General features: G+C 40.5%; 17 protein-coding genes and 1 other annotated feature. Of the genes, 6 read left to right on the top strand and 11 right to left on the bottom strand.

Annotation, left to right across the window (positions count from 1 at the left end):
* From ACIQXQ_RS13875 to ACIQXQ_RS13860, 4 genes are read right to left on the bottom strand one after another with little or no spacing between them, the layout of a single operon-like run.
* Positions 1-1,659 (bottom strand): GspE/PulE family protein, encoded by a 1,659-nt coding sequence (locus ACIQXQ_RS13875; RefSeq protein ID WP_402958169.1) that lies wholly within the window; start codon positions 1,657-1,659, stop codon positions 1-3.
* 18 nt (positions 1,660-1,677) lie between these two features.
* Positions 1,678-3,114 (bottom strand): VanW family protein, encoded by a 1,437-nt coding sequence (locus ACIQXQ_RS13870; RefSeq protein ID WP_402958166.1) that lies wholly within the window; start codon positions 3,112-3,114, stop codon positions 1,678-1,680.
* Positions 3,115-3,131: 17 nt separating this feature from the next.
* Positions 3,132-3,869: a PRC-barrel domain-containing protein gene (locus ACIQXQ_RS13865; protein WP_402958164.1), complete on the bottom strand. Its 738-nt coding sequence runs from the start codon at positions 3,867-3,869 to the stop codon at positions 3,132-3,134.
* Positions 3,870-3,902: 33 nt separating this feature from the next.
* Positions 3,903-5,603, bottom strand: coding sequence for a hypothetical protein (locus ACIQXQ_RS13860; protein WP_402958162.1), 1,701 nt, complete (start codon positions 5,601-5,603; stop codon positions 3,903-3,905).
* 123 nt (positions 5,604-5,726) lie between these two features.
* Here ACIQXQ_RS13860 and ACIQXQ_RS13855 point away from each other — a divergent pair, with 123 nt between their 5' ends.
* From ACIQXQ_RS13855 to ACIQXQ_RS13845, 3 genes are read left to right on the top strand one after another with little or no spacing between them, the layout of a single operon-like run.
* The gene (locus tag ACIQXQ_RS13855) at positions 5,727-6,218 is read left to right on the top strand and encodes a type II secretion system protein (RefSeq protein WP_402958160.1); all 492 of its coding nucleotides are present in this window, start codon (positions 5,727-5,729) and stop codon (positions 6,216-6,218) included.
* A complete protein-coding gene (locus tag ACIQXQ_RS13850; RefSeq protein ID WP_402958158.1) occupies positions 6,173-6,826 on the top strand; it encodes a PilW family protein in 654 nt (217 codons plus the stop codon). Before ACIQXQ_RS13855 ends, ACIQXQ_RS13850 begins: the two co-directional genes overlap by 46 nt.
* Before the next feature lie 12 nt (positions 6,827-6,838).
* Positions 6,839-8,482 (top strand): hypothetical protein, encoded by a 1,644-nt coding sequence (locus tag ACIQXQ_RS13845; RefSeq protein ID WP_402958156.1) that lies wholly within the window; start codon positions 6,839-6,841, stop codon positions 8,480-8,482.
* A gap of 29 nt (positions 8,483-8,511) precedes the next feature.
* Here ACIQXQ_RS13845 and ACIQXQ_RS13840 read toward each other — a convergent pair whose 3' ends face one another.
* The 4 genes from ACIQXQ_RS13840 to ACIQXQ_RS13825 form a co-directional block, all read right to left on the bottom strand.
* Positions 8,512-9,426: an ankyrin repeat domain-containing protein gene (locus tag ACIQXQ_RS13840; protein ID WP_402958154.1), complete on the bottom strand. Its 915-nt coding sequence runs from the start codon at positions 9,424-9,426 to the stop codon at positions 8,512-8,514.
* 59 nt (positions 9,427-9,485) lie between these two features.
* Positions 9,486-12,941, bottom strand: a complete 3,456-nt coding sequence (locus ACIQXQ_RS13835; protein WP_402958440.1) for a DUF5057 domain-containing protein — start codon at positions 12,939-12,941, stop codon at positions 9,486-9,488.
* Positions 12,942-13,222: 281 nt separating this feature from the next.
* Entirely contained in the window at positions 13,223-14,941 is a 1,719-nt protein-coding gene (locus ACIQXQ_RS13830; protein WP_402958152.1) for a sensor domain-containing diguanylate cyclase, read from the bottom strand.
* A 220-nt stretch (positions 14,942-15,161) separates the two neighbouring features.
* Positions 15,162-16,448 carry a bifunctional folylpolyglutamate synthase/dihydrofolate synthase gene (locus ACIQXQ_RS13825; RefSeq protein WP_402958151.1) on the bottom strand — a complete coding sequence of 429 codons (1,287 nt, stop codon included), beginning with the start codon at positions 16,446-16,448 and terminating at the stop codon, positions 15,162-15,164.
* 99 nt (positions 16,449-16,547) lie between these two features.
* Between ACIQXQ_RS13825 and ACIQXQ_RS13820 the strand changes: the two genes are divergently transcribed.
* Positions 16,548-17,459, top strand: a complete 912-nt coding sequence (locus ACIQXQ_RS13820) for an ATP-grasp domain-containing protein (protein ID WP_402958150.1) — start codon at positions 16,548-16,550, stop codon at positions 17,457-17,459.
* On the top strand, positions 17,456-18,301 hold the full coding sequence (locus tag ACIQXQ_RS13815) for an ATP-grasp domain-containing protein (RefSeq protein ID WP_402958147.1): 846 nt from the start codon (positions 17,456-17,458) through the stop codon (positions 18,299-18,301). The genes ACIQXQ_RS13820 and ACIQXQ_RS13815 overlap by 4 nt, the downstream gene beginning before the upstream one ends.
* A gap of 54 nt (positions 18,302-18,355) precedes the next feature.
* Here the strand turns inward: ACIQXQ_RS13815 and ACIQXQ_RS13810 are convergent, their stop codons facing one another.
* Positions 18,356-21,007, bottom strand: coding sequence for a valine--tRNA ligase (locus tag ACIQXQ_RS13810; RefSeq protein ID WP_402958145.1), 2,652 nt, complete (start codon positions 21,005-21,007; stop codon positions 18,356-18,358).
* Positions 21,008-21,050: 43 nt separating this feature from the next.
* Positions 21,051-21,278 (bottom strand) — a binding site (T-box leader).
* Positions 21,279-21,554: 276 nt separating this feature from the next.
* Between ACIQXQ_RS13810 and ACIQXQ_RS13805 the strand changes: the two genes are divergently transcribed.
* Entirely contained in the window at positions 21,555-21,707 is a 153-nt protein-coding gene (locus ACIQXQ_RS13805) for a hypothetical protein (protein WP_402875862.1), read from the top strand.
* Between the two features lie 57 nt (positions 21,708-21,764).
* Here ACIQXQ_RS13805 and ysxE read toward each other — a convergent pair whose 3' ends face one another.
* Together ysxE and ACIQXQ_RS13795 are read right to left on the bottom strand one after the other, a co-directional pair.
* Positions 21,765-22,835 (bottom strand): spore coat protein YsxE, encoded by a 1,071-nt coding sequence (ysxE, locus tag ACIQXQ_RS13800; protein WP_402958140.1) that lies wholly within the window; start codon positions 22,833-22,835, stop codon positions 21,765-21,767.
* A gap of 95 nt (positions 22,836-22,930) precedes the next feature.
* A complete protein-coding gene (locus ACIQXQ_RS13795; protein WP_402958138.1) occupies positions 22,931-24,544 on the bottom strand; it encodes a LysM peptidoglycan-binding domain-containing protein in 1,614 nt (537 codons plus the stop codon).
* Positions 24,545-24,663: the final 119 nt, after the last annotated feature.

Here is a 24,663-nt window from a genome sequence, read left to right as displayed (position 1 = left end):
CTATTCCAGAACTGCTACTCGAAGAATTTCCTCGGTAGTGGTCAGTCCTTGTTTGACTTTCAATAAGCCGTCATCCATTAAGAAAATCGTTTTATATTTCATGGCCACTTCACGGAGCTTGTTAAGCGGCTCGCCATTCATGATCAGTTTTCTCATCTCATCATTGATGACCAATATTTCTTGAAGTGCAATCCTTCCTTTATACCCAGTCATATTACAAGACGTACACCCGCGCCCCCGGTTAATGCTTTCGATTTTCATGCCTCGTTTTGCAAAAATATCGATTTCCCGCTTACTCGGCTCCTGTTTTTCGACACAATCCCGGCACACTTTTCTTACTAATCGCTGTGCCATGATTCCGCTCAAGGAAGAAGCGACCAAAAAAGGTTCGACGCCCATATCTATCAATCTAGTGATCGTTCCTAGTGAATCATTCGTATGGATCGTGCTTAATACTAGATGTCCTGTCAAGGATGCACGGATGGCCACCTCTACCGTGTCCTTATCCCTGATTTCCCCCACCATGATGATGTTTGGATCTTGTCGTAGGATGGAACGTAGACCGGTTGCAAACGTCATGCCGACATTCGTATTGACTTGAATCTGGTTCACACCTTCAAGCTGAAACTCAACCGGATCTTCAATCGTAATGATATTGACTTCCTCGGTATTCAGCTGATTTAAGGCCGCATATAAGGTGGAAGATTTCCCTGATCCAGTCGGACCTGTAATCAGGACAATTCCATTTGGCTGGGCAATCATGGATTCAAATCGCTGTAGGTTCAATTTATTGAATCCAAGTTGTTTCAAATCATTCAACTTATTGCCTAAATCAAGAATCCGCAAGACGATTTTTTCCCCAAAGATTGTGGGAAGAGTCGATACCCGAAGATCGACAGGATGATGGCCAAGGTTCACTTTAATCCGGCCATCTTGTGGTACTCTATGTTCGGTAATGTCCAATTTCGCCATGATTTTGATTCTGGCGATTAGAACATTTTGCATATTCTTGGGTAACACCTTTTCCAAACGTAATACACCATCCACGCGATACCTGACGACCAATTTCTTTTCCTGGGGATCAATATGAATATCACTTGCCTTATGCGTCACGGCATTCGAAAGCAACTGATTGACAAGTCGTACGACCGGTGAATCCTGATTGACTGTTTCCTCTTGATTATTTACATCGCGATTAAGGGTAACCATCAATTCTTCTAGTCCGTCTTCATCCGTGTAATGTTTAGCAATCGCACGCAAAATATCATCTTTTGTCGCTATGGCTGATTCGATTTGAAAACCAGTTGAGAGCCGTAGATCATCGATGGCATAAAAGTCCATCGGGTCAGCCATGGCGACATATAGTTTTTCGCCTTCTTTTTTCAAAGGAATCATTAAGTTCCGCTTAGCCATATCCTCCGAAATCAAACTGAAGATATTCGAATCGAACGGGTACCGATATAAGCTCACATGGGGGATACCTAATTGAAATTCCAATACTTCAATCAACTGTTGCTCCGTGATATACCCTTTTTGCAGCAATACATCACCAAGCTTTTGTGACTTACTTTTTTCTTCCAAGGCAATTTGCAGCTGGTCTTCCGTGATCAAACCAGCTTCCACCAATAAGTCTCCAAGCCTTTTTCGGGTTTGAGCCATATTTATCCCTGCTTTACCTTATTTTTGGGGAACGTTGGGATCTTCCACATATTTGGGGTATCCACCCGCTTCCTGGATACTATCACCCTTAACTTGATCACCATCTTGTTTACCTTTTTCGATGTCCTTATTGTTTTCTTTCCTATCGCTATTCCCACTGGCATCTTCGGGCGATTCATTCTCTGTTTCCCCCTGATCCTGCTCAGTGTCTTCGTCAATCCCTTGATCGTCTTTTTCCGTGCTCTCATCCTCCGCATCAGAGGTATCTTCATTATTAGAATCAGAAGGAGGTGGAATGACTTTGAGTTCCAATCCATATACTTCAATTCGATGAATCGGTGCATAGAAATCTTCAGATACGGTTTCCGTCTCCAGAAGATCTCCCGCGGAGGACTCGATGCGACAAAGAACCTTGACTGTTATACCGTCTTTGCCATCCTTTTTCACCTGCATGGCAGCAGGGGCCAACTCATCACTATATTGTTTAATCGTTTTCGGCGTGTATCTTTTTTCATCGGTCGTCTTTACCTCATAGGAATTCAGGAAGGATTGCCCCTTTAATGTGGCCTTTAATTTCTCACCTTCTACCTGAAGTTCAACCCGGTAAGCATGATCATTCGTATTGGCAAAAACCAGATCATGGCCCATTTCAGAATCGATGTGTGCCTCAAATCCCAATTTGGCATAACCAGGAAGTTGATCACTGATATTCCGCTCAAGAATCGTAAAGTTAGTCGGCAGGATCACACTATAAATCGCTGTCGCCAACCGGCTCAATGTGTCTGAGTTATATTTCTTTCCTTCAAGCTCCGACATTTTCTGCAAAAGAGAAAATTGAGTTTCCCCTTTCACTTCCAACGGCTGTATCAAGGGAATCAATTCCTTAATGGCAGTTGCAGCGTCTCCTACATTCACCGTAGCCTCAGCAATTACCTCGTCCTCGCCCACATCTCCATCGATGTAGTTTTCCAGCTCAAGGGTTTTGGTCCCTTCCGTTAAGAACTCCGCACTTACCGCCAGGTCATTGGCAAGTCTATCTATGTCCAACGTAGTAGATGCAAGTGATAAGGACATGTCATATAAATCTTCTAGCAAAGAATCTTTGTCGACCGAGACGACTGCTTTATTTTTCTTGCCTGAAAGCAAAGAAACAACCGTCTTTTCCCTTTGAAAATTGAAAATCCTATTATCTACGGTCATTTGACCTTCCTTATAAGTAATGCCCAAGACCATATTCTGCGTCCACTTTTCAGTTGCCTCGCTCAGTAGCGTACTTACTTCCCGCTTACTTTGACCCTCTATATCCAGGCTCCCAATCGTCGTGTTTTCACCAAATTGTGCTGAATCTTTGAAAATCTGATTATAAGCCGACGCTCCAAAATGCGAAAAACTAAAAATATATGCGGTTGATAAAATAAAGACCAGAAAAATTTTGAGCATTTGTGGATTCTTCACATAAAGGCAACTCCTTTTTATGCTTCAACATTCATGGAAAGCCCGACCAATACACTCGGACCCGCCGATTGTGCGTTAATAATATCCTCTTTCGAAAGAACGCGACCTTCCGAGAAAAGGACTTTTCCGTCTAGGCCCGTTACATTATTCACCAATCGCTTTCCTTGAAGCAATTCAATTTGCTTATTCCTTAAATCAGCTTCCCCATTGGGGTTTTCTTCGCCGGCAGCCACTTCTACCTCAGGGACTTGTTCACCCATCAACTGTTCCGCCTGCTCGAGGAAGCGGGATGAAGCATCCTCCGTCACGATCAAAATGTCCTTGCCAAAAGTCAAAACAGTTTCAGATGGGAGAATCACTTCATGATCCCCGACTTTCACCTGCATCCCGATGACTTGACCGTTATCTTCATCCGTAAAATACTCGCGGACGCTTCCTAATAATTCACCTTTTCGGGTCATCACTTTGGCATCAGTAATCTTGATCTTTTTATTCACGAGCTGATTTGCAATCGGGATTTCATTTAAATCGATGACAGAGTTTTCGGTTTCGATCGTTAAAGCGTATTCCCCAATCCCTATTACCTTTTTGAAGGGAATGGCCCTTACACTAACCTGCCAATCTTCATGTTCGATTGTGATAAAATCTAGTGAACCTTTTTCAGGATTTATCACTAATGATTTCACCTTTCCAATTTCCATACCTTCTGAAATGCTGATAATGGGCAAGCCTAAAATTTCTGTACTTTTTTTCATATTTTCACCATACCTATCTTCTGATTTTTCATCTTAACAAAAACGGTTTTCCATGAATGCTAACTCTTCTAGAAGAATTGGGTGCGCGCTGAACTTTTCCTTTAACTGCACGATCAATTCACGAAGCTTTTCCGTCTTTTTCGCTGTGATATACGTTTGAATTAAAAATGATGCAAATATGTAATACTGTTGATCCGGTATTTCCGGATGCAAATGGCTCATAACCAGTTGCTCGAACTCGCTATCATTCAACTGATGCTGTGCGATTTGAATATGGGAAACCATCGTTTGAAACATCTGTTGTTGCAATTCACTGACATGTTCTGTTGGACTCTCAAGAGTTGTTTCTTCAGGCTTAGCAATGACTGACGACGACTCTTGCTCTTCTTTTGCTTTATCTATTTCTAGGACAAGCGCTTCAGGAATCTCTAGAAGACTTTCCGGTTCTAAAGAATCTTCTAACTGAATATCTGGTTCTTCCACATTCATTTCCTGACTATCTTCACTACCTGTTTCATCGGACGTATTTTCAAGAGTTCCAGGCTCTTCGGGATTTTCCCCTAAACCATTTGATTCTAAGTAACCATGGAAATCCAGTTTCTCTTCCGCAGTATTCACTTCGATAGTTTCTGTGTCATTTTCCGGCTCTATTACTTCCGTTACCCACTCGCATTCTTCAGGTAATACAGCCAGTTCTTCCATCTCTTCTAGATGAATAGGGTCACTCTCTTCGTCAATCTCCAGCTCCAAATGCTCATCATCAAGTAGCTTTTCAATCTCGCTTAAATCGTTTTTCATCGGCATTTCTATTTCTGGGATACTTTCTGTTTCTTCAGTTACCGGCTCCATGAAGTCTTCTTCTAGTAATCTTTCAATATCACTTATTTCACCTTTTACCGGCATTTCTATTTCTGGGATACTCTCTGTTTCTTCAGTCACCGGCTCCATAAAGTCTTCTTCTAATAATTTTTCAATATCACTTATTTCCCTTTTTGCCGGTACTTCTATTTCTGGAATACTTTCTGTTTCTTCGGTCACCGGCTCCATGAAGTCTTCTTCTAGTAATCCTTCAATATCATTTATTTCACTTTTTACCGGGACTTCTATTTCTGGGATACTTTCTGTTTCTTCAGTCACCGGCTCCATGAAGTCTTCTTCTAGTAATTTTTCAATATCACTTATTTCACTTTTTACCGGGACTTCTATTTCTGAAATACTTTCAACTTCTTCTAAGTCATTCGTTCTCGTATCCAAAAACTCTGCCTCAAAAACAACGATCTCATCATCAGCGAATTCTTGCTCTTCCTCCGTTTCTTGAACGCGTTCCTTAGATACCGCAACATGATGCTCGCTGCTCTCATATCCCATTTTTTCTTTCTGTTCCGCCTCTGACTCTTCTATTTTGGATAACGAAGCACGATCTCTCGACGTTTCAATCAAAACGGCAGAATCGTTATACCGTTCATAGAAGTCCGACGCTTCTTCTTGATTTGAGAGCATTAATGGCTCGATTTTTTTACCGATAAGGAATAAAGCGAAAAATAACAGCAAAGTCAAAAGTAATAAAGCCTGCCAAAGAGGATAGTTATTTGCCACAACTAGACCCGCCAGTGAAACGGCAACAGCACCCCCGATTATGACCAGCTTTCCCTTGAAAGTAAGGGACAATGGTAAAACATAAACAATCGGAATCAATAAAACGAGGGATATTCCAGCAAATACGATTGTCTCCAATAAATCACTCCTATACTATTTTATTATATATTTTCCGTTTTTCGAAAATAGCTCCTTAATTTGGGTAATAAATCCTAAAAATATTGTATAATACTTATAGATATTTTGAAAGAAGGGAAAAGTATGGAAGAAAATATTTTTTCGAAAAATCAAAAGGGATTCACCCTCGTTGAAGTACTTGCTTCTATCGCTATATTAGGAATTATTACCATAACGGTAATGACCTTCTTTACACAATCCTATGATTATACAAAAAGGAACCAGAGTAAGACAGTCGGAATAAATGTTGCGAGAAATGTGATCAATTACTTTGACCAACTTGAGTTTAATGAACTTTATAAACAATATGGAATCGCCTCACTAGACTCAGAAGGCATCAAAATATCTCTACCAGACTGCAACACTCACCCTTCCCTCTATACAACAAGCTGTTCCGAAATCTTGCAACCTACCATAAATAATTACAAATATGATACAGAAATTACCCTTAAAAAATATGAAAATGTAGCAGTGAAGGATACAGGCTATGATCTTAATAAGAATTTGATTAGAATCGAGGTGAAAGTGATTTGGGAAAACAAAGAAACAGCTGTCACCGGCCTTTTGAAAAAGTAAAAAAATCTCTCTCGAACGAGAATGGCCTGAGCCTGATTGAGATATTACTTGCCGTAACCATTACAACTTTCATCACAGGCGTCATCTATTCACTGTTCATCACCGGCCTTAGCCTCTATCAAAAAATCCAAATTGAAGGCCAGCTTAGAGAAGATGCAGATTATATCGCCACCATGATTATGAATGAATTGACAACGAACCAGCCTAAATATGTTACGCCCCTTAAAGAAGATGGAAAAAACGGCGTTACGTTGAACGTACAAGAAGAGAAAACGGTAGATGGGTTCATCATAGAAGATAGCAAGGGAACGGAACCTGTGGATATTTATTTTAAAGATAGCCAGTTCATCATTGATAATATGGGCGTATTGAACACTCTTAATCTTTCCACTTCTTCTTTTATTGATATAAACGAAGGTACACAAACGGAAAAGAAAACGGGCATTAGACTCGATACGGATAGTTCTGACTGCACGAGGGACCCCTCAGGGACCTTATGTACGCATAGTACGATTCATGTCACGATGGTCATTGAAAATAATATTCATGCCAAAGGGTTCTTTGTTACGACTGAACCACTTGTATTAGAAAGCTCGTTTGGATTTTAAGGAGTGAAATTCATGAAATGGAATAACGAAGAAGGATATACCCTTTTATCCGTGTTGCTTTCTTTTTTGATTCTGACCACGCTTGGCATGGTACTTCTTGCTGCGAGCATTAATGGAGCAAAGAGAACGGAAATAAGGGAGACAGAGATTGTGGACGATATCGATGATATTAGTGCCGTAAAAGAGGGGGTTTCGATTATTGAGGATCATGTGGATACAATGGAAACACCTCTCCTTTCTGGTAGTAAGTCAGAATACAATAACGATTTAGCAACATTCATAAACGAGGAAAACTTGAAAGGTATTTTCACAATAGAAGATTTAACGAAAAATTATCCAACGATTGATGACCAACATGATAACACAAGAGTCTTTGAGGTAAGCAGCGGCAAATATCATCAAAAGGTCTACATTACGGCGATGCCAAGCTTTCTAAAGTATGCTCTTGGTGCCGGGAAAGATTTGACCATTAATGGTTCTCCCTTTATTGATGGAAATATCTACGCGAAAGAGCAATTTAATATCAGTAACCAAGCTTTGTATATGTATAAATCTTCGCTTCTTTCAAGGAAGACAGAATTGCCAGCGGTCCAAGATTATAGTGAGTTGCATGCGAATCGACAAGGGATGAACATGTGTATATCCGCCCCCTCGTGCTACGGTGGTGCAGGACATGACAAGGAAGAGCTGAGATGGCAGCGATTGACTGTTCCTACCCTGAAAGACGCTTTTTTTTCTGGAAATATCCTTTTCAATGATGTCGACGATACATTCAATGATATTGATATAAAAGAAACGTTTATTGATAAACTATCATCTAGTAGTATTGGGATTCCCGGTCTAAATAAGGATATGTCGATTGAAGCCTTGAATCAATCCATTAATCAAAAAGATTCCCCTACAAATACAGAAGTCAGATTCGATGATTTATCGCAGTATGGTACAATATCGCCGATTATTCATCCAGGTGACGCCTATATAGATAGCTTCGATATCGAGCTTGGGGACAAGCAATGGCTAGTCATTTCCGGTAATGCAACGATTGAAAACTTTTTATTGGAATCTATGGATGTTAAAGGCAATATCTTAATTACGGGTGACTTGGCGATTAAAGGGAAAGTAAGTTTTGATTCCGTCATCTATGTACTTGGTTCTACTACCCTAAATAATGCAGATATTCCTTGTTACAAAAACAAATGTGGAAATCAACCAGATGATTCGTCTTTAATCATAATGACACAAGGTAAGCTTAGCATTGCACGGATAAATAAATTTCAAAATGAAACCAATACAATCAATGGTTATTTTTATACAGAAAGTAAATCCTCCTGTGACTATCGCTTTGTTTCTGAATGTGGTTCCAAAGAGGTTTCGAATATAGAAGACCCGACGTCTTCTGAGATTTTTGCAGTGGGATCCATTCTGAATATTAATGGTGGGGTCTTTTCTAAGAGTTATTTAACTGTCAATAGTTATCGTGGAGACGTAGAAGATGATAAGGGTGATGGCGATTTAAGCTTTCCTGCAGTAAAAGAAGACGCCGAGTCAAGGTTGACCATAAAAAACAACAAAAGGCTTTTTCTAAATAAGACGCATGCCCTTCCAAAGGTGGAAGGATTGGATGTCATACCCGATAAGTTGAATAAAGATAAATAATACAGGGAGCTCTTGGGCTCCCTGTTTTGTTATTTCAATAGTTTCATAACCCCTTTATGGTTCCATTCTTTAGCGTAATCATTTGCGGTCTTTCCATCATTGCTTTTTAATGCTTTATTAGCTTTGGCGTCGAGTAATAACTGGACTTGTTCTATCTCTCCGAACTCGCTGGCATACATAAGGGCTGTCTTACCCAGATTATTTTTGCTATCAACCGGAATCAATCCCGTACGAGTAAGCAACTTCACTATATCCGTTCTACCACCAATCACCGCTATAGTTAGTAAAGTATTCTTTTCATGATCCTGTATCTTTGTTAGTTCTTTATCGCTTTCTATCAACGCTTGACTAGCTTCGACATTCCCTTCCTGAACGGCAAGCATGAGCGGCGTTTCTCCTGCTTTATTTTTGATTCCAGGGTTAGCCCCATACTTGATAAAAAGTCGTGCTAGTACATCATCCCCTTTTAGGGAAACGATATGGAGGGCCGTGTTTCCTTGTTCATCCTTTTCTTTTAGCTTTGCTTCAGCTTTTTTCAGCGCCATTTTAAACATCTCATTTTTAACTTTCTGCTTTTCTTCGACTTGCATCTGCTGGTAATGATCTAAAGAATAAGCAAGCTGAATGAATAGAGGGTTATCCGCTTTTGGACTCACATCTGCCCCTTGTTCTAAAAGTGTCCTAGCCAAAGAATAAAGTTGCATGTGTAAGGCGTATTCCAATGGGGTCTCCCCTTCTTCCGATTCTTTATTGATGAATGCCTTCGTCTTATTCTTCTTTAACAGCTTTTCCGCTTTTTCTTCTTCGCCTGATTTTATATAGAAAAGCAACGATTCGTACTGTTCTTTCTTCTCCGCTTTAGCAGTCTTGTATTGATACACTCCACCAGCCACAATTAATATAGTTAAAACCATTGAACTGATGAGTATGATTCTTTTTTTCATAAGATGTCCTTTCCCGTTTAATATAAACGAAAACCGGGTTGCCCCGGCTTGATAAACGATCAGTATTTATCTTGATTGTCATTTGAACCTTCTTCTTTTTTGTGTGTAACGGTAACCTTAACGATAGCGTTATACTTTTTCCCAGTATCATCAGCCACCGTAACAGTAATTTCAGTTTTCCCTACCCTCACTCCATGAACGACTCCATTAGATATGGTTATATAATCATTCTTTAAAGGAGAGAAATCCGTTCTATCCACGTTTGTCGCATCTGCTGGACTATGGTGAACGATAATGGGTTGTGAAGTACCTTTTTGTAGCGTTATCTCTGGCACCCTAATTCCCTCAAGAGGTTGGCCTACTTGAACCTTAATTGTTGCCTTTACCTCAGGATTTGATTTTGAAGTAATTTCTATGTTTGCAGTCCCGGTACTGACCCCTTTTATTTTCCCATTTTCCACCACTTCAACAATACTCTCATCAAGTGATTTCCACTCTACTGTTTTATCCGTTGCGTTACTTGGGATAATTTCAACAGTGAAATCTTTAAATTCATCGAACTTATTCATGGTAATCACGTTTGGGTACACTTCTATACCTGTTACGGGTACCTCTGTCACCGTAATCATGGAAGTGTGTTTGACTGTCTCACCATTAGAATCAATTCCCGTAACAGTCATAAGGGTTTTACCAGTCGTTAACCCTGTTATGGTGAAGTCTTCTTTATTAACACGAGCTATGTCATTGTTACCCAATACAATCTCTAAGCTAGACTTGCCATCCTTTGGTGATATATTACTAACGGGTAATGGTAGTGTCTCGCCAACATGTAATGTTAGGTCCGTTAAAGTAAACGAATTGACCGGAATTCTTACTGTCACAGGAACTCTCTTTTCAAAAACATTCCCGAAATTGTCCGTAACTTTCACTTTTAAGAATGTATTTCCTTCTTTTATTACTTTAGCCGTTCCTGAAGCAGGATTTAAATCCAAAATATTTCCTCTGCTTTCTTCACTCCATGAAATACTCTTGACTCCTGCATCTACGGGCAACTTTTTCAAGTCAATCGAAAAGTTTTTTTCTGTACCCTTACTGAGTACGTAAGAATCAGGAAAATCAATCCCAGTTAAGGCGAAATCCGCATTGAACGTTAATGTATTAAACGTTAAGTCCTTTTGGATATTAGTTAAATCCTTATATCTCAATATAGAATTAGCCAATATATACTGTTTTTTTGCAGTTGGCGTGACATGGACACTGAACGTCAAAGGACTAGCAACGAAGTCATTGCCCACTTTTTTGTAGACAATACTCACTGTCTTTTCTAGGGATATACCAGTTGATGCTGTCCCACTTTTCGTACCGTCACTAGTGACCTCCAAATCTGCCGGAAAACTTTCTCTCAATGCCATGGCTTCTAGAGTGACGGAATTCCCAGAAATGGCTTGAGCTTCTATTCCAGTGATTTTTTTCGGTGTTACCGTATATTCGATTTCTACAGGTTGTCCGACTTCCACTAAGTTATTTGATTTCAAAATCCTGCTTACTTCAAGATTGGCATTTATTTTTTGTACGTTTACTTTCACTTCTTTTTCACTGACTGCGCCAGATTGGTCTGTTGCTTGGACCTTGATCGTCACAACTTTACTATCCTGTAAATTATGAGGTAGAGACATGTTGATTGTCGATCCATTTATCACATCTTTTTCTTCCGATACTTCTTTCTCGTCCATAAACACTTTAGTGGATAGATTTTTATCTTTTAAATCATAATCTTGTAGTGTGTAAGATAATTCGATGTTCTGGTTTAAAGGGATGACCTGATTTTCCGTTGGAGTATGAATGGTAACTTCAGGTGCATGATTCGACCCTAGGAACGCTCTGTACATCGTGTTAACGAATAACTTTTGCTCATCATCAGGGAAGCTATCACTTCCCCCCTTATGACCTGTTCCAGAGTACGTAATGTTCCCTTTCGAGTAGGTATAATAATGATTCCAGCTATCATTTTCATCCCGACTGTTTCCAGTAATATTATACCAAGGAATTATTTCTGGATCCTCCAAGTCAAGCGTGTAATACTGATTATGGGTTAATGCCACTGATAATTCATTTTTCAATGCATATGGATAGGTTGTCATTAAACCATCATTGATTTTTTTCGTCGTTCTCGAAGTATTGGGTGCACCATATCCAAGATTCGTCTGAGGACTGATTTGTCCTGTATCATTCATGAAATTATTTACCCAATTATTATTATTTTCAAAAATGGTATCGTGGGTAAACATGATGCTTTGTTTAGAAGCAATAAACCTTTTCAATGAAGCCACTGCATTTGTATTTATATTCGCCGATCTATTATAAGAATCGGCAAATCCAAAGATGACCATGTCATATTTTCCGTTAATGACCTCATGCGAATAATTCGGGGCTTCTTTTTTTGACTTATTAAAAGTGTCCATGTTCGTTGCGTCAATCGAGATACTATATTCGTTACTATTTAAATAGGATTGATTCATATTATTCGGGTTGCTATCCCTTTTTAACGAGCTTTTTTCATTTGTATAGACTTGGAGCACTTTTACTTCCACTTTTTTATCAACGAACTTAATCATCCCTTTTTCATAACTCTTTAAGTTATTACCGGAATCTACAAGCTCCATTTTCCAATAACGTACCCCTGAATAACCTTTTGGTAGTTTGAAAGAAAGATTCGTTGCTTTAGAAGTAACATTCTCCTCCAATACAATTTCATCTGTCGTATATTTGTCGTCAAAATTGGAATCGATATAAAGCTTGGCTTTTAGGCTCCTCGAGTTAATATCCGAAGGAACGACTACATTCATCGTGAATTCCATGTCCTCTTTTGGCTGATATGTCTTCTCCTTATCAGGGGCTTTAGTTAATGTAAAGCGTGGGGATTGCTTGTACTTATCTCCTTTAAGAAAATCATTAAAAGCCTTTTTCATATTATCTTTATCTGTTTGTGTACTTTCATTATTATTTTTCCCACTTCCATACCAGAATTCGTTCCAGCGATCCCAAAAGCTTCCGCTTGAATTAGTACTAGTACTATCATAGTTGATGACATTTCTTTTACTTAATAGATTTTGATCGTTAAACTTCGCTTTTAATTTTGAACCGGTCGCTAGACTTTTGGTATTCAGGATAACCGGTTGCCCTTTATTAATGAAGTCATTAATGATCTCATTCGCCTTTAGATTCGTAATATCATTCATGACCGCTGATGTATTATGTTCTTTATTTTTAACCGGATCAGAAGTATAATTCCCCTCCATAATCGCTATTGCATCATATTTGCCATCCAGCTCTTCCCGCTGTGCGACAAACTTCTTCATCGTCATCAATGTATACTCATGTGAATTCTCACCTAGGATCCCCCTCAACTGTGAATTCCCTGATGCTACAATTTCCAGGATTCTCAGTTTAGGACCAGACGTTTGAACAGCTGCTTCTAAAGGTTTAGGTAGAAATAGAAACGAAAATAGTAACACCAATGACAAGAAAAACCCCACTGATTTTTTCATAATTTACACATCACTCTCATTTATAATTTATCTCTCCTCTGCCTTATACGAAGCAGTTCAGTTCCTGGTAATGTAAGTCTATATGTTTCTCTCTATCGATTGCTTATACCATTATTAGTTATATAGTCTTATTACTTAAGCATATTTTATCAAAAAATGCACAAGAATGGGCAATAAATCCATTAATTTTTAATATTGGTAAAATAACCCTTATAAAAAAAGACAAGACTCCAAGGAATCCTGCCTTTTTACCCTCCATATACTGCCACTTTATTTCTCCCAGCTTGTTTTGCGCCTGTATACATGGCACGGTCAGCGTGCCTGATTATCGATTGGGCATCTTCGGCATCGACCGGTGCTGTTGCGACCCCGATGCTTGCTGTAATGGAAATGGACTCTTCCCGTCTATTTTCATTTAAATCCGAATGGACGGTGAAGGGTTTGTTGGCAATCGAGAGTCTGATGAATTCTGCGAATTGATAGACTTCTTCTTTTCCAACATTGGGTAAGAGGATAACGAATTCCTCTCCACCGTACCTTGCTGTTACCCCTAAATGACCAACAATGCCCTCTAGACGCTCCGCCAATTCACAAAGGATTTCATTACCGCTTTGATGCCCATATGTATCGTTAACCGATTTAAAATGGTCAATATCAAGAAGGATCAGCGACAACTGATTGATTGAATGGTTTTGTAAACGTTCGAATTCCTTATGTAACACACATTCAAAATACCGAAAGTTATATAAATGAGTTAATGCGCATCGTTCACTGCTATATTTCGTTTTTTGATAATGGCGAGCATTTTCAAGAGCCACCCATAGGTAGGAGGAGAGAATGTCCATAATCTTCGTTTGATGCGTTCCATACGCCCTCTTCTTGGAAGAGGTAACAATGATTACTCCAGCCACAACGGAGTTTCGAAGAATAGGAATGGCCATGATGCTTTCCACGTCTTCTGGAAAATTCCCATAATTGGACAGATGCTTCCATTCCTTTTTAGAATGAAAGACCTTTGCTTTTTTTAATTGAAAAAGGGTTGCATAAATTCCTTCTTTTATGGAAACAGGTTGAATCCTTTTTTCTATTTGTACGCCATTTTCTGCATATCGTAATATCTGGGCGTTTTCTTTTTCATCGAATATCTCGAAGACCAGCGTGTACTTGGAAGGGATGATTGCTGAACTACCATCAATAAATAGATCCAGTACCTCGTTCGCCTGTAGCCTTCGAGTCAACTGATGACCAAATTCACTCACCTTTTTTAAATGCCTGTTTATTTCCTTAGTAAAATAGTATTGTTTCATGATAAAAGCCAAACTAATCAAAGCCGCCCCTACGAGCAAAATGGCCAGGGTCCCCATTTCGATATATAAAATAAATAAAATAATCCCGATTGGCATGGTCATGAGGCTTGAGAAACCGTCCCAGAAAGTATCCTTTGTTTTCATCTCCAGCTTTTTTCCATACAGCAATGAATGTGCGACGATGACCGCTAACTGATTGAATAAAAAATAGGAACATTGATAAACGAGAATCAACAGAATGTCAAAAGCATCAATACCGGAAGTGAAATCATGATCTCCACCTAAACCATAATAGACCAGCCCACTTAATAGGCAAAAGATAAATGACGTGATGGAATTAAGCGGAAAACGATACCAATCCTTTTTGGCTAATCGAAGCCTGACTATAATGAACATGAAGGCAACCTGTGTGACCAGGATTTCAATAGCTAGTCCGAACACAAGAAAGACCGCGAGCGAAACACCTTGTATAATTGTGATATTATTAATCATAATTGGCATCGAGGCCAACACACTGATGAGTACGAGAAAAGCAACAATGTCTCCCGTATTCCCACTCGTGATTGGCGGAAATACATGAAAAGTCCCGACTAAACCAGCGGGTATAATAAGAAACCACAACGCATAGACAGCCATTCTTTTTGTACTAGAAATAATCATTTATTCTCCCCATCCCCATGAGTATCTTGACACATCAATCATACCAGTAATCAGTTACTTTAGCACTATACCCAAATTAAAAAACTTTAAAACTAGTAGGTTAAAAGTCTTGTTTATTTGGTTTTGGAACCTAAAAAAACCCTTCTGTCTTAAAAGACAAATGGGTATAAAGCTAAATATGATAGAAAAAATGGCTGCAATAAGTGGCACATGCTGATGATCACTCAACACTGTATACAAATTTCCGGACAAGAGAAAGGAAATAGAGGGAACCCGTGATGACCAGTACTTCTCGTGCGTTTGTTCTTTGTTTGCCGGTTATGATCGCTTTCTGCCAATCCTTCTCCAATTCCCGTTTCTCCTTAGAACATTGTTCATAAAGCACTTCCGCGTTCGCTGCCCGTTCATGCTTGAATTCCGTAACCGTTATTTGACTTGCTTCCGTGTCGAGTAGCTGAAGCATCGTAGCATAATCCTTATCACGAAACGAACTGAATATAAACCGGTAACGATAATCCGGATAGCGTGTCTTTAACGTGTTAAGCAGCACCTCAATACCGGCTGGATTATGCGCCCCATCAATGATGATCAACGGTTCATTTGAAATTATCTCAAAACGGCCATTCCACTGTGCTTCCCCTATCCCCTTCCGAATGCTTTGTTCAGGGATGTCCTCTCTTACAATTGTAGCAGCTGCGATGGCCAGTGCCGCATTATTGATTTGATGGCGCCCTAGCATCTTTACCGCTATATTTTCGATGGTGGTATCCTTGAATGAAAAAGAGAAGCTTTGGCCGAGTTCATCCTGCTTAATGGCATGTACATGAACGTCTTTATCGATTTGATAATAGGGAACGTCCATGGAACGTACTTTATCTTCTATCACCTTTGCTGGTTCCTCTGTCGTCACTCCACTGATGATGGGTGCCCCTCTTTTAATGATCCCTGCCTTCTCAAAAGCAATTTCTCCAAGCGTATTACCGAGGATATTCGTATGCTCCAAAGAAATGGAGGTGATGATGGAAAGAAGTGGCTGGACGACATTGGTGGTATCGAGCCTTCCCCCAAGTCCCGTTTCCAGTAAAACCAAATCCGTGCCTTTTTTGCTAAAATAAGAAAAAGCCATCGCTGTCAGGATTTCAAATTGAGTGGGTCCATTTCCTTCACCATCCATCTCTTGTACGATTGGCCACAGTTCTTGAAATCCAGAGACAAAGTCCTCATCGCTGATTTCCTCCCGGTTTATCTTTACCTGCTCATTCAGTCGAATTAAGTATGGGGATGTGAAAGAAGCCACCCGTAGCCCTTCAGCCAAAAGGATTTCCTTTATGAATTGGAGCGTAGAACCTTTGCCATTGGACCCTGCAATATGTATATATTTAAGCCCTACATGGGGGTTTCCTAATTTAGCTAATAATGTTTCCATTCGTGACAAGCCAAAGTTCATACCTAATTGGACCTGTCTTTCTTCAAAAAATCGGTTGATTTCATTCATGTCCGTTACCATTTATCGATAAGCCTCCTCTTTCTTTATACCGCTCTTATGCGTTAGAATTATTTTATCAATATATTAACGATTTACCTAGATGAAAGGTAGTGATTGACCATGAAATCTTCTTCACTCCATTGTTGGATTGTCGTCAACGGCTATTTGCAACATGAAAAGTTTTCTAGCTTGGCTTTATTCATACAAGAGTCCGCTGAAAGAAAAGGGATATCGGCAACACTTGTCCGAAATTCCGACCTGGTTCCCGTTATTGAAAAGGGAATCCCGTATCTAAAAGGAACTGATGGAAAATTACCAGATTTCGTCCTGTTTATGGATAAGGATATTCATTTGGCACGCCATCTGGAACTGCTCGGCCTACCCGTATATAACAGCAGCTCGGCCATCGATATATGCGATAGCAAGGCCAAAACGCATCAAGCTTTAGCGGGTCACGGCATCCCGATGCCAAAAACCCTGTTTCCCCCGTTTACTTATGAAGGAATAGAAAGAAAGAACCTAGATGCATTCAAAAAAATCGGCAATGAGCTTGGCTACCCCCTCGTTGTAAAAGAAGCATACGGTTCATTCGGGGAACAGGTGTATTTAATTCCTACGGAGGATGAATTTATGGAAACGGTGAAAAAGCTTGGGCACCGGCCTTTTATTATGCAGGAATTCATTGAGCATAGTAAAGGCCGGGATATCCGTGTCAATGTCGTCGGCAATCAAGTCATCGCTTCCATGCAACGGAAGTCCGAGCATGATTTCCGAGCAAACATGACAGCTGGTGGAACAGCCTTCCCCTACACACCCACCAAGGCAGAAAGTGATCTTGCCATCCGTTGCGCTACTCTATTGGGTGCGGATTTTGCCGGGGTAGATTTGCTGTTCGGAGAAGATGGCCCGCTATTATGTGAAGTGAACTCGAACTCGCACTTGCTTAATATTTGCGAATGTACGGGCATTAATATTGCTGACAGCATGTTTGATTATGTGATGGATGCATTCGAAAGAAAGGGATTCCAATGAAAAAGCATACAGGCTGGCTGATTTATAACCAAGAAGATGCCGCAAAAAACAGGGGATACATAGATTGGATGCTGGAAGAGGCCAAAAGTCTCGACCTAGATTTGCGTTTATATTATCGCGACCACCTACAAATCGGCCACCGTTCGAATCAATTGTATGTCGTACATAAGCACGAACCGATAGATTTGCCTGATTTTGCGATAGTCCGGACCATCGATCCTTTCTTCACCAAACAATTGGAAAGGCTACATATCACATGCTTCAACTCTTCTTTCATCTCGGAAATCGTGAATGACAAAGCAAAGACGCATCAATATGTGACTTCTATCGGCATTCCAATGTCAGATACAGTTTATTGCTATGGTAATCCCTCAACAAGCGATATGGAATTACCATTCATTGCGAAAGACGTTCATGGACGTGGTGGAAAACAGGTTTACTTGATTGAACATGAAAAAGACTTGAGAGAACTGCCTAACGCAAAATGGATCGTTCAAAAACCGGGTGTATTCGGAAAGGATATCCGTGTCTTTGTCATTGGGAACAGAATCATTGCAGCTGTCCTTAGAGAGTCCTCTTCTAACTTCAAGGCCAATTACACGTTAGGCGGATCTGCTTCGTTATATGAGCTGTCAGCTGCCGAACGGACACTTGTAGAACGGGTAATCGCTGCCTTTGACTTTGGCATGGTCGGGATCGATTTCATTTTCGCCGAAGATGGCAGCCTCATGCTCAATGAAATTGAAGATGTAGTGGGAAGCAGAACGTTAAGTGCGCTCAGCAATCTTAATATTGTAAAAGAGTATTTATTGTTTATAAAAGAGAAACTATCGGTTAAGTAAACAAAAAAGGATGAACCAGCTTCTTACATAGCCGGTTCATCCTTTTTTGTTTTTTTAAAGCTGTTTCAATTCATTGATTCTATGAATGACAGAATCACGTTTCTCACTATAGTCTTTTTCTTTGGCACGTTCTTCTTCAATGACGCTTGCTGGTGCTTTTTTGACGAAGCCTTCGTTGCCTAGTTTTTTCTGTACGCGTTCTACTTCTTTATTAAGTTTGTCGAGTTCCTTTTCAAGACGTTTCACTTCTTCGTCGATATTAATCAGTCCTGTTAGTGGAAGGATCAGTTCAACACCCGTAACCACAGCTGTCATGGCTTGTGCTGGTTCTTCGACATCGATGCCGATTGTCAATTGTTCAGGATTACAGAAGCGCTCGATATAGCTGCTGTTTTTTTCTAATGTTTCTAAAATGGACTCATCTTTTGCTTTTAGAATCAAGTTGATTTTTTTGCTTAAAGGCGTGTTGACTTCAGAACGGATATTCCGAACTGAACGGATGATTTCAACAAGCAGTTTCATTTCCTCCGCTGCAGCTGTATCCGTTAACTCTTCCTTCACTTCAGGCCATGCAGCAACCGTGATTGATTCGCCTTGGTGCGGAAGATTTTGCCAAATTTCTTCCGTTATGAACGGCATGAATGGGTGAAGCAATCTCATCGTGTTATCTAGCACGTATGCAAGAATCGAACGAGTCGTTTTCTTCGCCGCTTCGTCTTCGCCATATAGCGGAAGTTTAGCCATTTCAATATACCAGTCACAGAAATCATCCCAAATGAAATTATAAAGCACGCGACCCACTTCACCGAATTCATAACGGTCCGCAAGTCTTGTCACGTTTGAAATCGTTTCATTCAATCGAGTAAGGATCCATTTATCAGCAACGGACTTTTCACCGCTTAAATCGATTTCATCATAGGTCATGCCATTCATGTTCATTAAGGCAAAACGGGAGGCATTCCAGATCTTATTGGAGAAATTCCATACCGCTTCCACTTTTTCCGTGCTGTAACGAAGATCTTGCCCTGGTGAGCTTCCTGTTGAAAGGAAGTAACGTAGCGAATCTGCACCATATTGGTCGATGACATCCATTGGATCGACACCATTGCCAAGCGATTTACTCATCTTGCGTCCCTGTTCATCACGAACAAGACCATGGATCAGAACGTCTTCGAATGGGCGCTCTCCCGTAAATTCAAGCGCTTGGAAAATCATCCGTGATACCCAGAAGAAAATGATATCATATCCTGTTACAAGTGCTCCGGTCGGATAGTAACGTTTGAAATCGATGCTTTCCTTGTCCGGCCAGCCCATAGTCGAGAACGGCCATAGTGCGGAGCTGAACCAAGTGTCCAGGACGTCTGTATCCTGTTCCCAGTTCTGTGCATCAGCAGGTGCTTCCTGTCCCACGTATACCTCGCCTGTTTCTTTATGGTACCAGGCCGGGATGCGGTGACCCCACCAAAGTTGACGGGAAATACACCAATCGCGGATATTTTCCATCCAGTGCAGATATGTTTTCTCGAAACGATCAGGAACGAAGTTGACCTTTTCATCCTCGGATTTCTTTTGAAGGTCAACCGATGCATCAGCAAGAGGCTGCATTTTAACGAACCATTGAGTAGAAAGATATGGTTCTACAACTGCTCCGCTACGCTCTGAATGGCCGACAGAGTGAAGGTGGTCTTCAATTTTGAAGAGTACTCCAGCTTCTTGCAAGTCTTTGACGATTTGCTTACGGCATTCGAAACGGTCCATTCCTTCATATTTACCGGCCTTCTCATTCATCGAACCATCTTCATGCATGACAAGGATGCGTTCTAGATTATGACGGTTTCCGATTTCAAAGTCATTAGGGTCATGAGCCGGTGTAATTTTAACGGCACCCGAACCGAAATCCATATCCACATAATCATCGCCTACGATCGGAATTTCACGACCTGTGATTGGCAGACGAACCATTTTCCCGATTAAATGCTTGTAACGGTCATCTTTAGGATGTACCGCAACTGCCGTATCACCAAGCATCGTTTCTGGACGGGTTGTCGCAATTTCAATTTCTCCCGATCCGTCAACTAGCGGGTATTTCATATGATAGAATGCACCTTGAATATCTTTGTAGATTACTTCGATATCAGAAATGGCCGTTTTCGTCGATGGGTCCCAGTTAATGATATATTCGCCACGATAAATCAATCCTTTTTTATAAAGGGTAACGAATACTTCATTGACCGCTTTAGAAAGACCTTCATCTAGCGTGAAGCGTTCGCGGGTATAGTCAAGGCCAAGACCAAGTTTTGCCCATTGTTCACGGATATGGCTTGCATATTCCTCTTTCCATTTCCATGTTTCTTCCACGAATTTCTCACGACCTAGGTCATAGCGGCTAACGCCTTCAGCACGAAGCTTTTGTTCCACTTTCGCCTGTGTTGCGATACCGGCATGGTCCATACCAGGAAGCCATAGCACGTCATATCCTTGCATACGCTTCATACGTGTCAAGATATCTTGTAGTGTTGTATCCCAAGCATGACCAAGATGTAGCTTACCTGTTACGTTTGGTGGAGGGATGACGATTGTATACGGTTCTTTTTTATCATCACCTGTTGTTTCAAAGTACTTCCCATCAAGCCACCATTTATAACGGCCTTTCTCTATCGTTTGCGGATCATATTTTGTTGGCATCGAAATTTGGTTTTCTTCCATGTTGTTTTCCTCCTTTTGGGCATAAAAAAAACTTCCATCATCATAAAAGGACGAAGGAAGTTGTTCGCGGTGCCACCTTTTTTCCGAAAAAGAAAGAAATCTTTTCTCGGCTCTCAAATCGGATAACGGCTCTTCACCGGCCTTCGCTACTAACTATTCACGAAGACTGCTCGCGGACGACTTCTGATGCTGCCTGCTTAGAAACCTCGCACCAATGGTTTCCTCTCTGAAAAGGGCATTTCATCTTACTATTTCCGGTCTTTACATTCATTTATATTCATATGTAAAATCATTAATTGCATATAGTATATAGTACAAAAAAAAGGGGGGTCGAGTCAATCATCTTTTCGTTTACTTTCGTAAGTATAGCCCTATTCACTAAGGGAGGCTCACAAGAACAGAACGATCTTCCTATTATACCATCAACGTTTCATGATGTTCCGCATTTCTCACATGTTTCGCAGCCCTCCCATACAATAAAAGAAGTCCTACAAAGGAAGGTGCAATCTTGAGACGAAAATACTCACCTTATACGTTGCCACCTTGGATGAAAAAGTTCCGCGGTGTTTGTCAGCAATTCATTGTCCCCTTTATTGTTTTTCAAGGAATACGTACATTAATATTTCCAACTTTCTTCGATATGCTCCTGTTGGTCGCCTTTATTTTCTTAGCCATGTCTTTATATTTAGAATGGATATAATTATTCCCCTACAACAAAAAAATATACATGATTGGATATTCATCCATTCATGTATATTTAGCTTGGGGGCGATTGTTCCTCTTTGGCCGCCTCGGCAGCCGCTTTTTTCTGTTTTTCGACTTCCTCGACCTTCATCACCATATATTCCACATTCTTCAAAAGCCAGAATTGTCGTTGCAACTTCGTGACATTATCCAGTTCCGTCCTTAGACCTTTACCCTCGGAATAGTTCTTCACCACATCCAGTGCTGATCCCGGGAAAGCCAAATAACTTTGCATCAGCAGCATTTCCTCTTCTTTCAAAGGAAAGAAACGAAGATAATTATAAAGCCAATCGACGCAATCATCACATTGGACTGGATAGGTCCTCGCCGTTTTGACGAGAAAAGGTAGTAAGTCAAAATGGGGAGGGGCCGTATTCGAATTCTCGAAATTGATAAAGTAACCATATCCTCGTTCATCATATACAAAGTGCTTCAATGAAACCTTTCCGTGGGTGAGGACGGTCCTTACTTTTTCACTTTCCTTTGTCTTTTCGAACCATGTTTCAAACTTTTTGATAGAGTAGTTCAATGCCTGGGTGATATCCGTAAAAAAGGTGCAGACCGACATCTCAAATGGAGACATATACCACTTTCTTTCACAGGTGACAATGTACTCCTCCATAAAGTCCTTCTGCGTATTCCACTCACTCAGCGTTCTTTCATAATGAGCTTCCCGCTCCTCTGTATCCACCTCTGTTTCTTTCACAGACAGTGTATGCATCCGTGCAAGTTCTCTGAACATTTGCTTATGTTTCTCATCACGTTCGCCATTTTCTTCATTATTCAACCAAGGCATCAGGTAATATAATCGGCCATTATGAAGCACAGCATAGCGCTGGTCCATCGTTTGGTAAATAGGCACAATTCGGTTATATCCCCGGTGATACAATGTTTGGATATTTCGGATAAAGTCCATTCCATTGTGGGGCGTAATCGATTTCAAGGCAAAGGTACCACGGTCGCTATACACTTTTTTCACTCGTCCAAAGTCCTCGATATATTGTACATAAAGCGCGTATTCTTTTAAGACATAGGCTGAATCACTATCCTGAATATTCTTTTGTTGATTCTCGTTTTCCCTCACGAGACTCACTCACTTTCTTTTTAAAAAAGCTCGCCAATCATTTGAAATGCAAGATAAAGCAGGAGCAGAGCCAAGGCCCTGCTTTCTGCTTGTGATTAGTTTTTGTAAGCAATGGACTTTGGAATGTAAATGACTTGCCCTTCGGTAACGCTCTGATTGCCTTCTAGTTCATTACTAAGAAGCAAGGATTGTACCGTGACGCCATAACGCTGGGCCAGATCATCTATCGTTTCCCCCTGCTGTACAATACAGACCTTCATCCTGACCAATTCTTCTTCCTGCTTTCTTCCGAAAAGATCCATGATGGTGTGTTGCTTATCCGTATTATCCTGGTTTTCTTTTTCACCTTGTTCGGCATTTTGCTTTTTTCTGCCTTTATAATTTTTCATTTCTTTTGCCTGTTTTTCTGGTTTTTCTCTTCTTTTGAATAGATCGGTCAAAGATGAAAGGGATTCCGGATCCTTTTCGAGGCTTGAGGATTCATTCTCATCACTAAGATTGTCATCTTGCCTATTGACGATGACATCTTGTTCTTGATGAGGCGAACCCGGAATTTTAACCACTGGCACATTTTCCACATCGGTCAAATAAACGGAGCCTTCCTTTTCTTCTTCTATTTCAGCGACTTTTCTTTTCACTTCGGTTTCAATACGTTTTCCTTTTTTATCTTCTATCTCAGCCACTCTTCTTTTGACCTGTTCCTCGATGTTCCCTTTGTTCTCTGCATCTTTTTTTGCCTCGATTTCATCCACTCGCCTTTTGACCTGTTCCTCGATACTTTCTCCTTTTCCTCCCTCTATCTCATCCACCCTTCTTTTAACCTGCTCTTCAATTCTTCCTCCTTTTTCTGTCTCAAACGATGCTGGCCACTTTTCCTTGGAAACAGGAGTCTCATTTTTCTCTTCCTCAATTTCAATTACTCTTCTTTTCACTTGCGTCTCTATGTCGTTATCCTGTCTGTTGACCTCGGCTTCCCACTGCATCTCCTCAGGAAATGGGGATACAGGAATTTCAAAAACAGGGGCGTTATGTTGATGGTTGCTTAGGTATACCGGTTCCTCTTCTTCATCCTCTTTTGCTTCCGCGACTCGTTTTGCTTCTGCGGAAAATGGCGTATATAGATCACTTTGCTCGTCATTGCGGAAGACATGATGGAAATCAGGGACGGGTGGTTCTGCAGCCGCATATGGAACGTATGATTCATTTTCGTCATCTGATTCCTCAAGAAACTCAGTCTCCTCGGTCTCTTGATCTACTTCCATGCGCTCTTCCACATAGGAATCATTGTAAATACCGGTTATCAACAAATCCGCCTGTAATTTTAGGCAGTTATGTTCAGGCAGGGCATAGTCAAAACTCTGAATCGTGATATCGATTTCCTCCAATGAGGAGATTCGGTTATTCGGTATCGTTATATCAACCGGAAATCGGTGTGTGAATTCATTGAGACCATCTGGATGCCTCTCAACCTTTTGAACGGCTTTCGGCAAAAAGCTTTGAGGAAATTCCTCATAATCACCGTTTTGCGAGTCTTTGTATTCACCACTTAAATCTAATGAACCCCGGATAAACACATATTGATCGCTTTCCTGGATCGTCACATTTGGATCGAGGGATATGGAATAGAGCTCAGCCACTTCCTGTCCCTTATGAAACCAAACGGACTCTTCCAAAGAAAATCGCAAATACGATTCATTTTCTTGCGACAAGACAACTCCTCCTTTCAGCTTCAGAAAAACAGTACCTATACCAATAACAATCTATGAGGAAAGGGAAATGATTATTCCTTTAATCAATGGGAAAAATGGATGAATGAATCGAACAAACG

This window comes from Peribacillus sp. NPDC097198, assembly GCF_044762055.1.
Taxonomy (GTDB): Bacteria; Bacillota; Bacilli; order Bacillales; family DSM-1321; genus Peribacillus.
This window is presented reverse-complemented; position numbering and strand designations above follow the sequence as displayed.

What these genes read in the sequence shown, in the direction of transcription:
- ACIQXQ_RS13875 (WP_402958169.1), bottom strand. Translation starts at nt 1,659, where the DNA reads ATGGCTCAAACCCGAAAAAGGCTTGGAGACTTATTGGTGGAAGCTGGT.
- ACIQXQ_RS13865 (WP_402958164.1), bottom strand. Translation starts at nt 3,869, where the DNA reads ATGAAAAAAAGTACAGAAATTTTAGGCTTGCCCATTATCAGCATTTCA.
- ACIQXQ_RS13855 (WP_402958160.1), top strand. Translation starts at nt 5,727, where the DNA reads ATGGAAGAAAATATTTTTTCGAAAAATCAAAAGGGATTCACCCTCGTT.
- ACIQXQ_RS13845 (WP_402958156.1), top strand. Translation starts at nt 6,839, where the DNA reads ATGAAATGGAATAACGAAGAAGGATATACCCTTTTATCCGTGTTGCTT.
- ACIQXQ_RS13840 (WP_402958154.1), bottom strand. Translation starts at nt 9,426, where the DNA reads ATGAAAAAAAGAATCATACTCATCAGTTCAATGGTTTTAACTATATTA.
- ACIQXQ_RS13830 (WP_402958152.1), bottom strand. Translation starts at nt 14,941, where the DNA reads ATGATTATTTCTAGTACAAAAAGAATGGCTGTCTATGCGTTGTGGTTT.
- ACIQXQ_RS13825 (WP_402958151.1), bottom strand. Translation starts at nt 16,448, where the DNA reads ATGGTAACGGACATGAATGAAATCAACCGATTTTTTGAAGAAAGACAG.
- ACIQXQ_RS13820 (WP_402958150.1), top strand. Translation starts at nt 16,548, where the DNA reads ATGAAATCTTCTTCACTCCATTGTTGGATTGTCGTCAACGGCTATTTG.
- ACIQXQ_RS13815 (WP_402958147.1), top strand. Translation starts at nt 17,456, where the DNA reads ATGAAAAAGCATACAGGCTGGCTGATTTATAACCAAGAAGATGCCGCA.
- ACIQXQ_RS13810 (WP_402958145.1), bottom strand. Translation starts at nt 21,007, where the DNA reads ATGGAAGAAAACCAAATTTCGATGCCAACAAAATATGATCCGCAAACG.
- ACIQXQ_RS13805 (WP_402875862.1), top strand. Translation starts at nt 21,555, where the DNA reads ATGAAAAAGTTCCGCGGTGTTTGTCAGCAATTCATTGTCCCCTTTATT.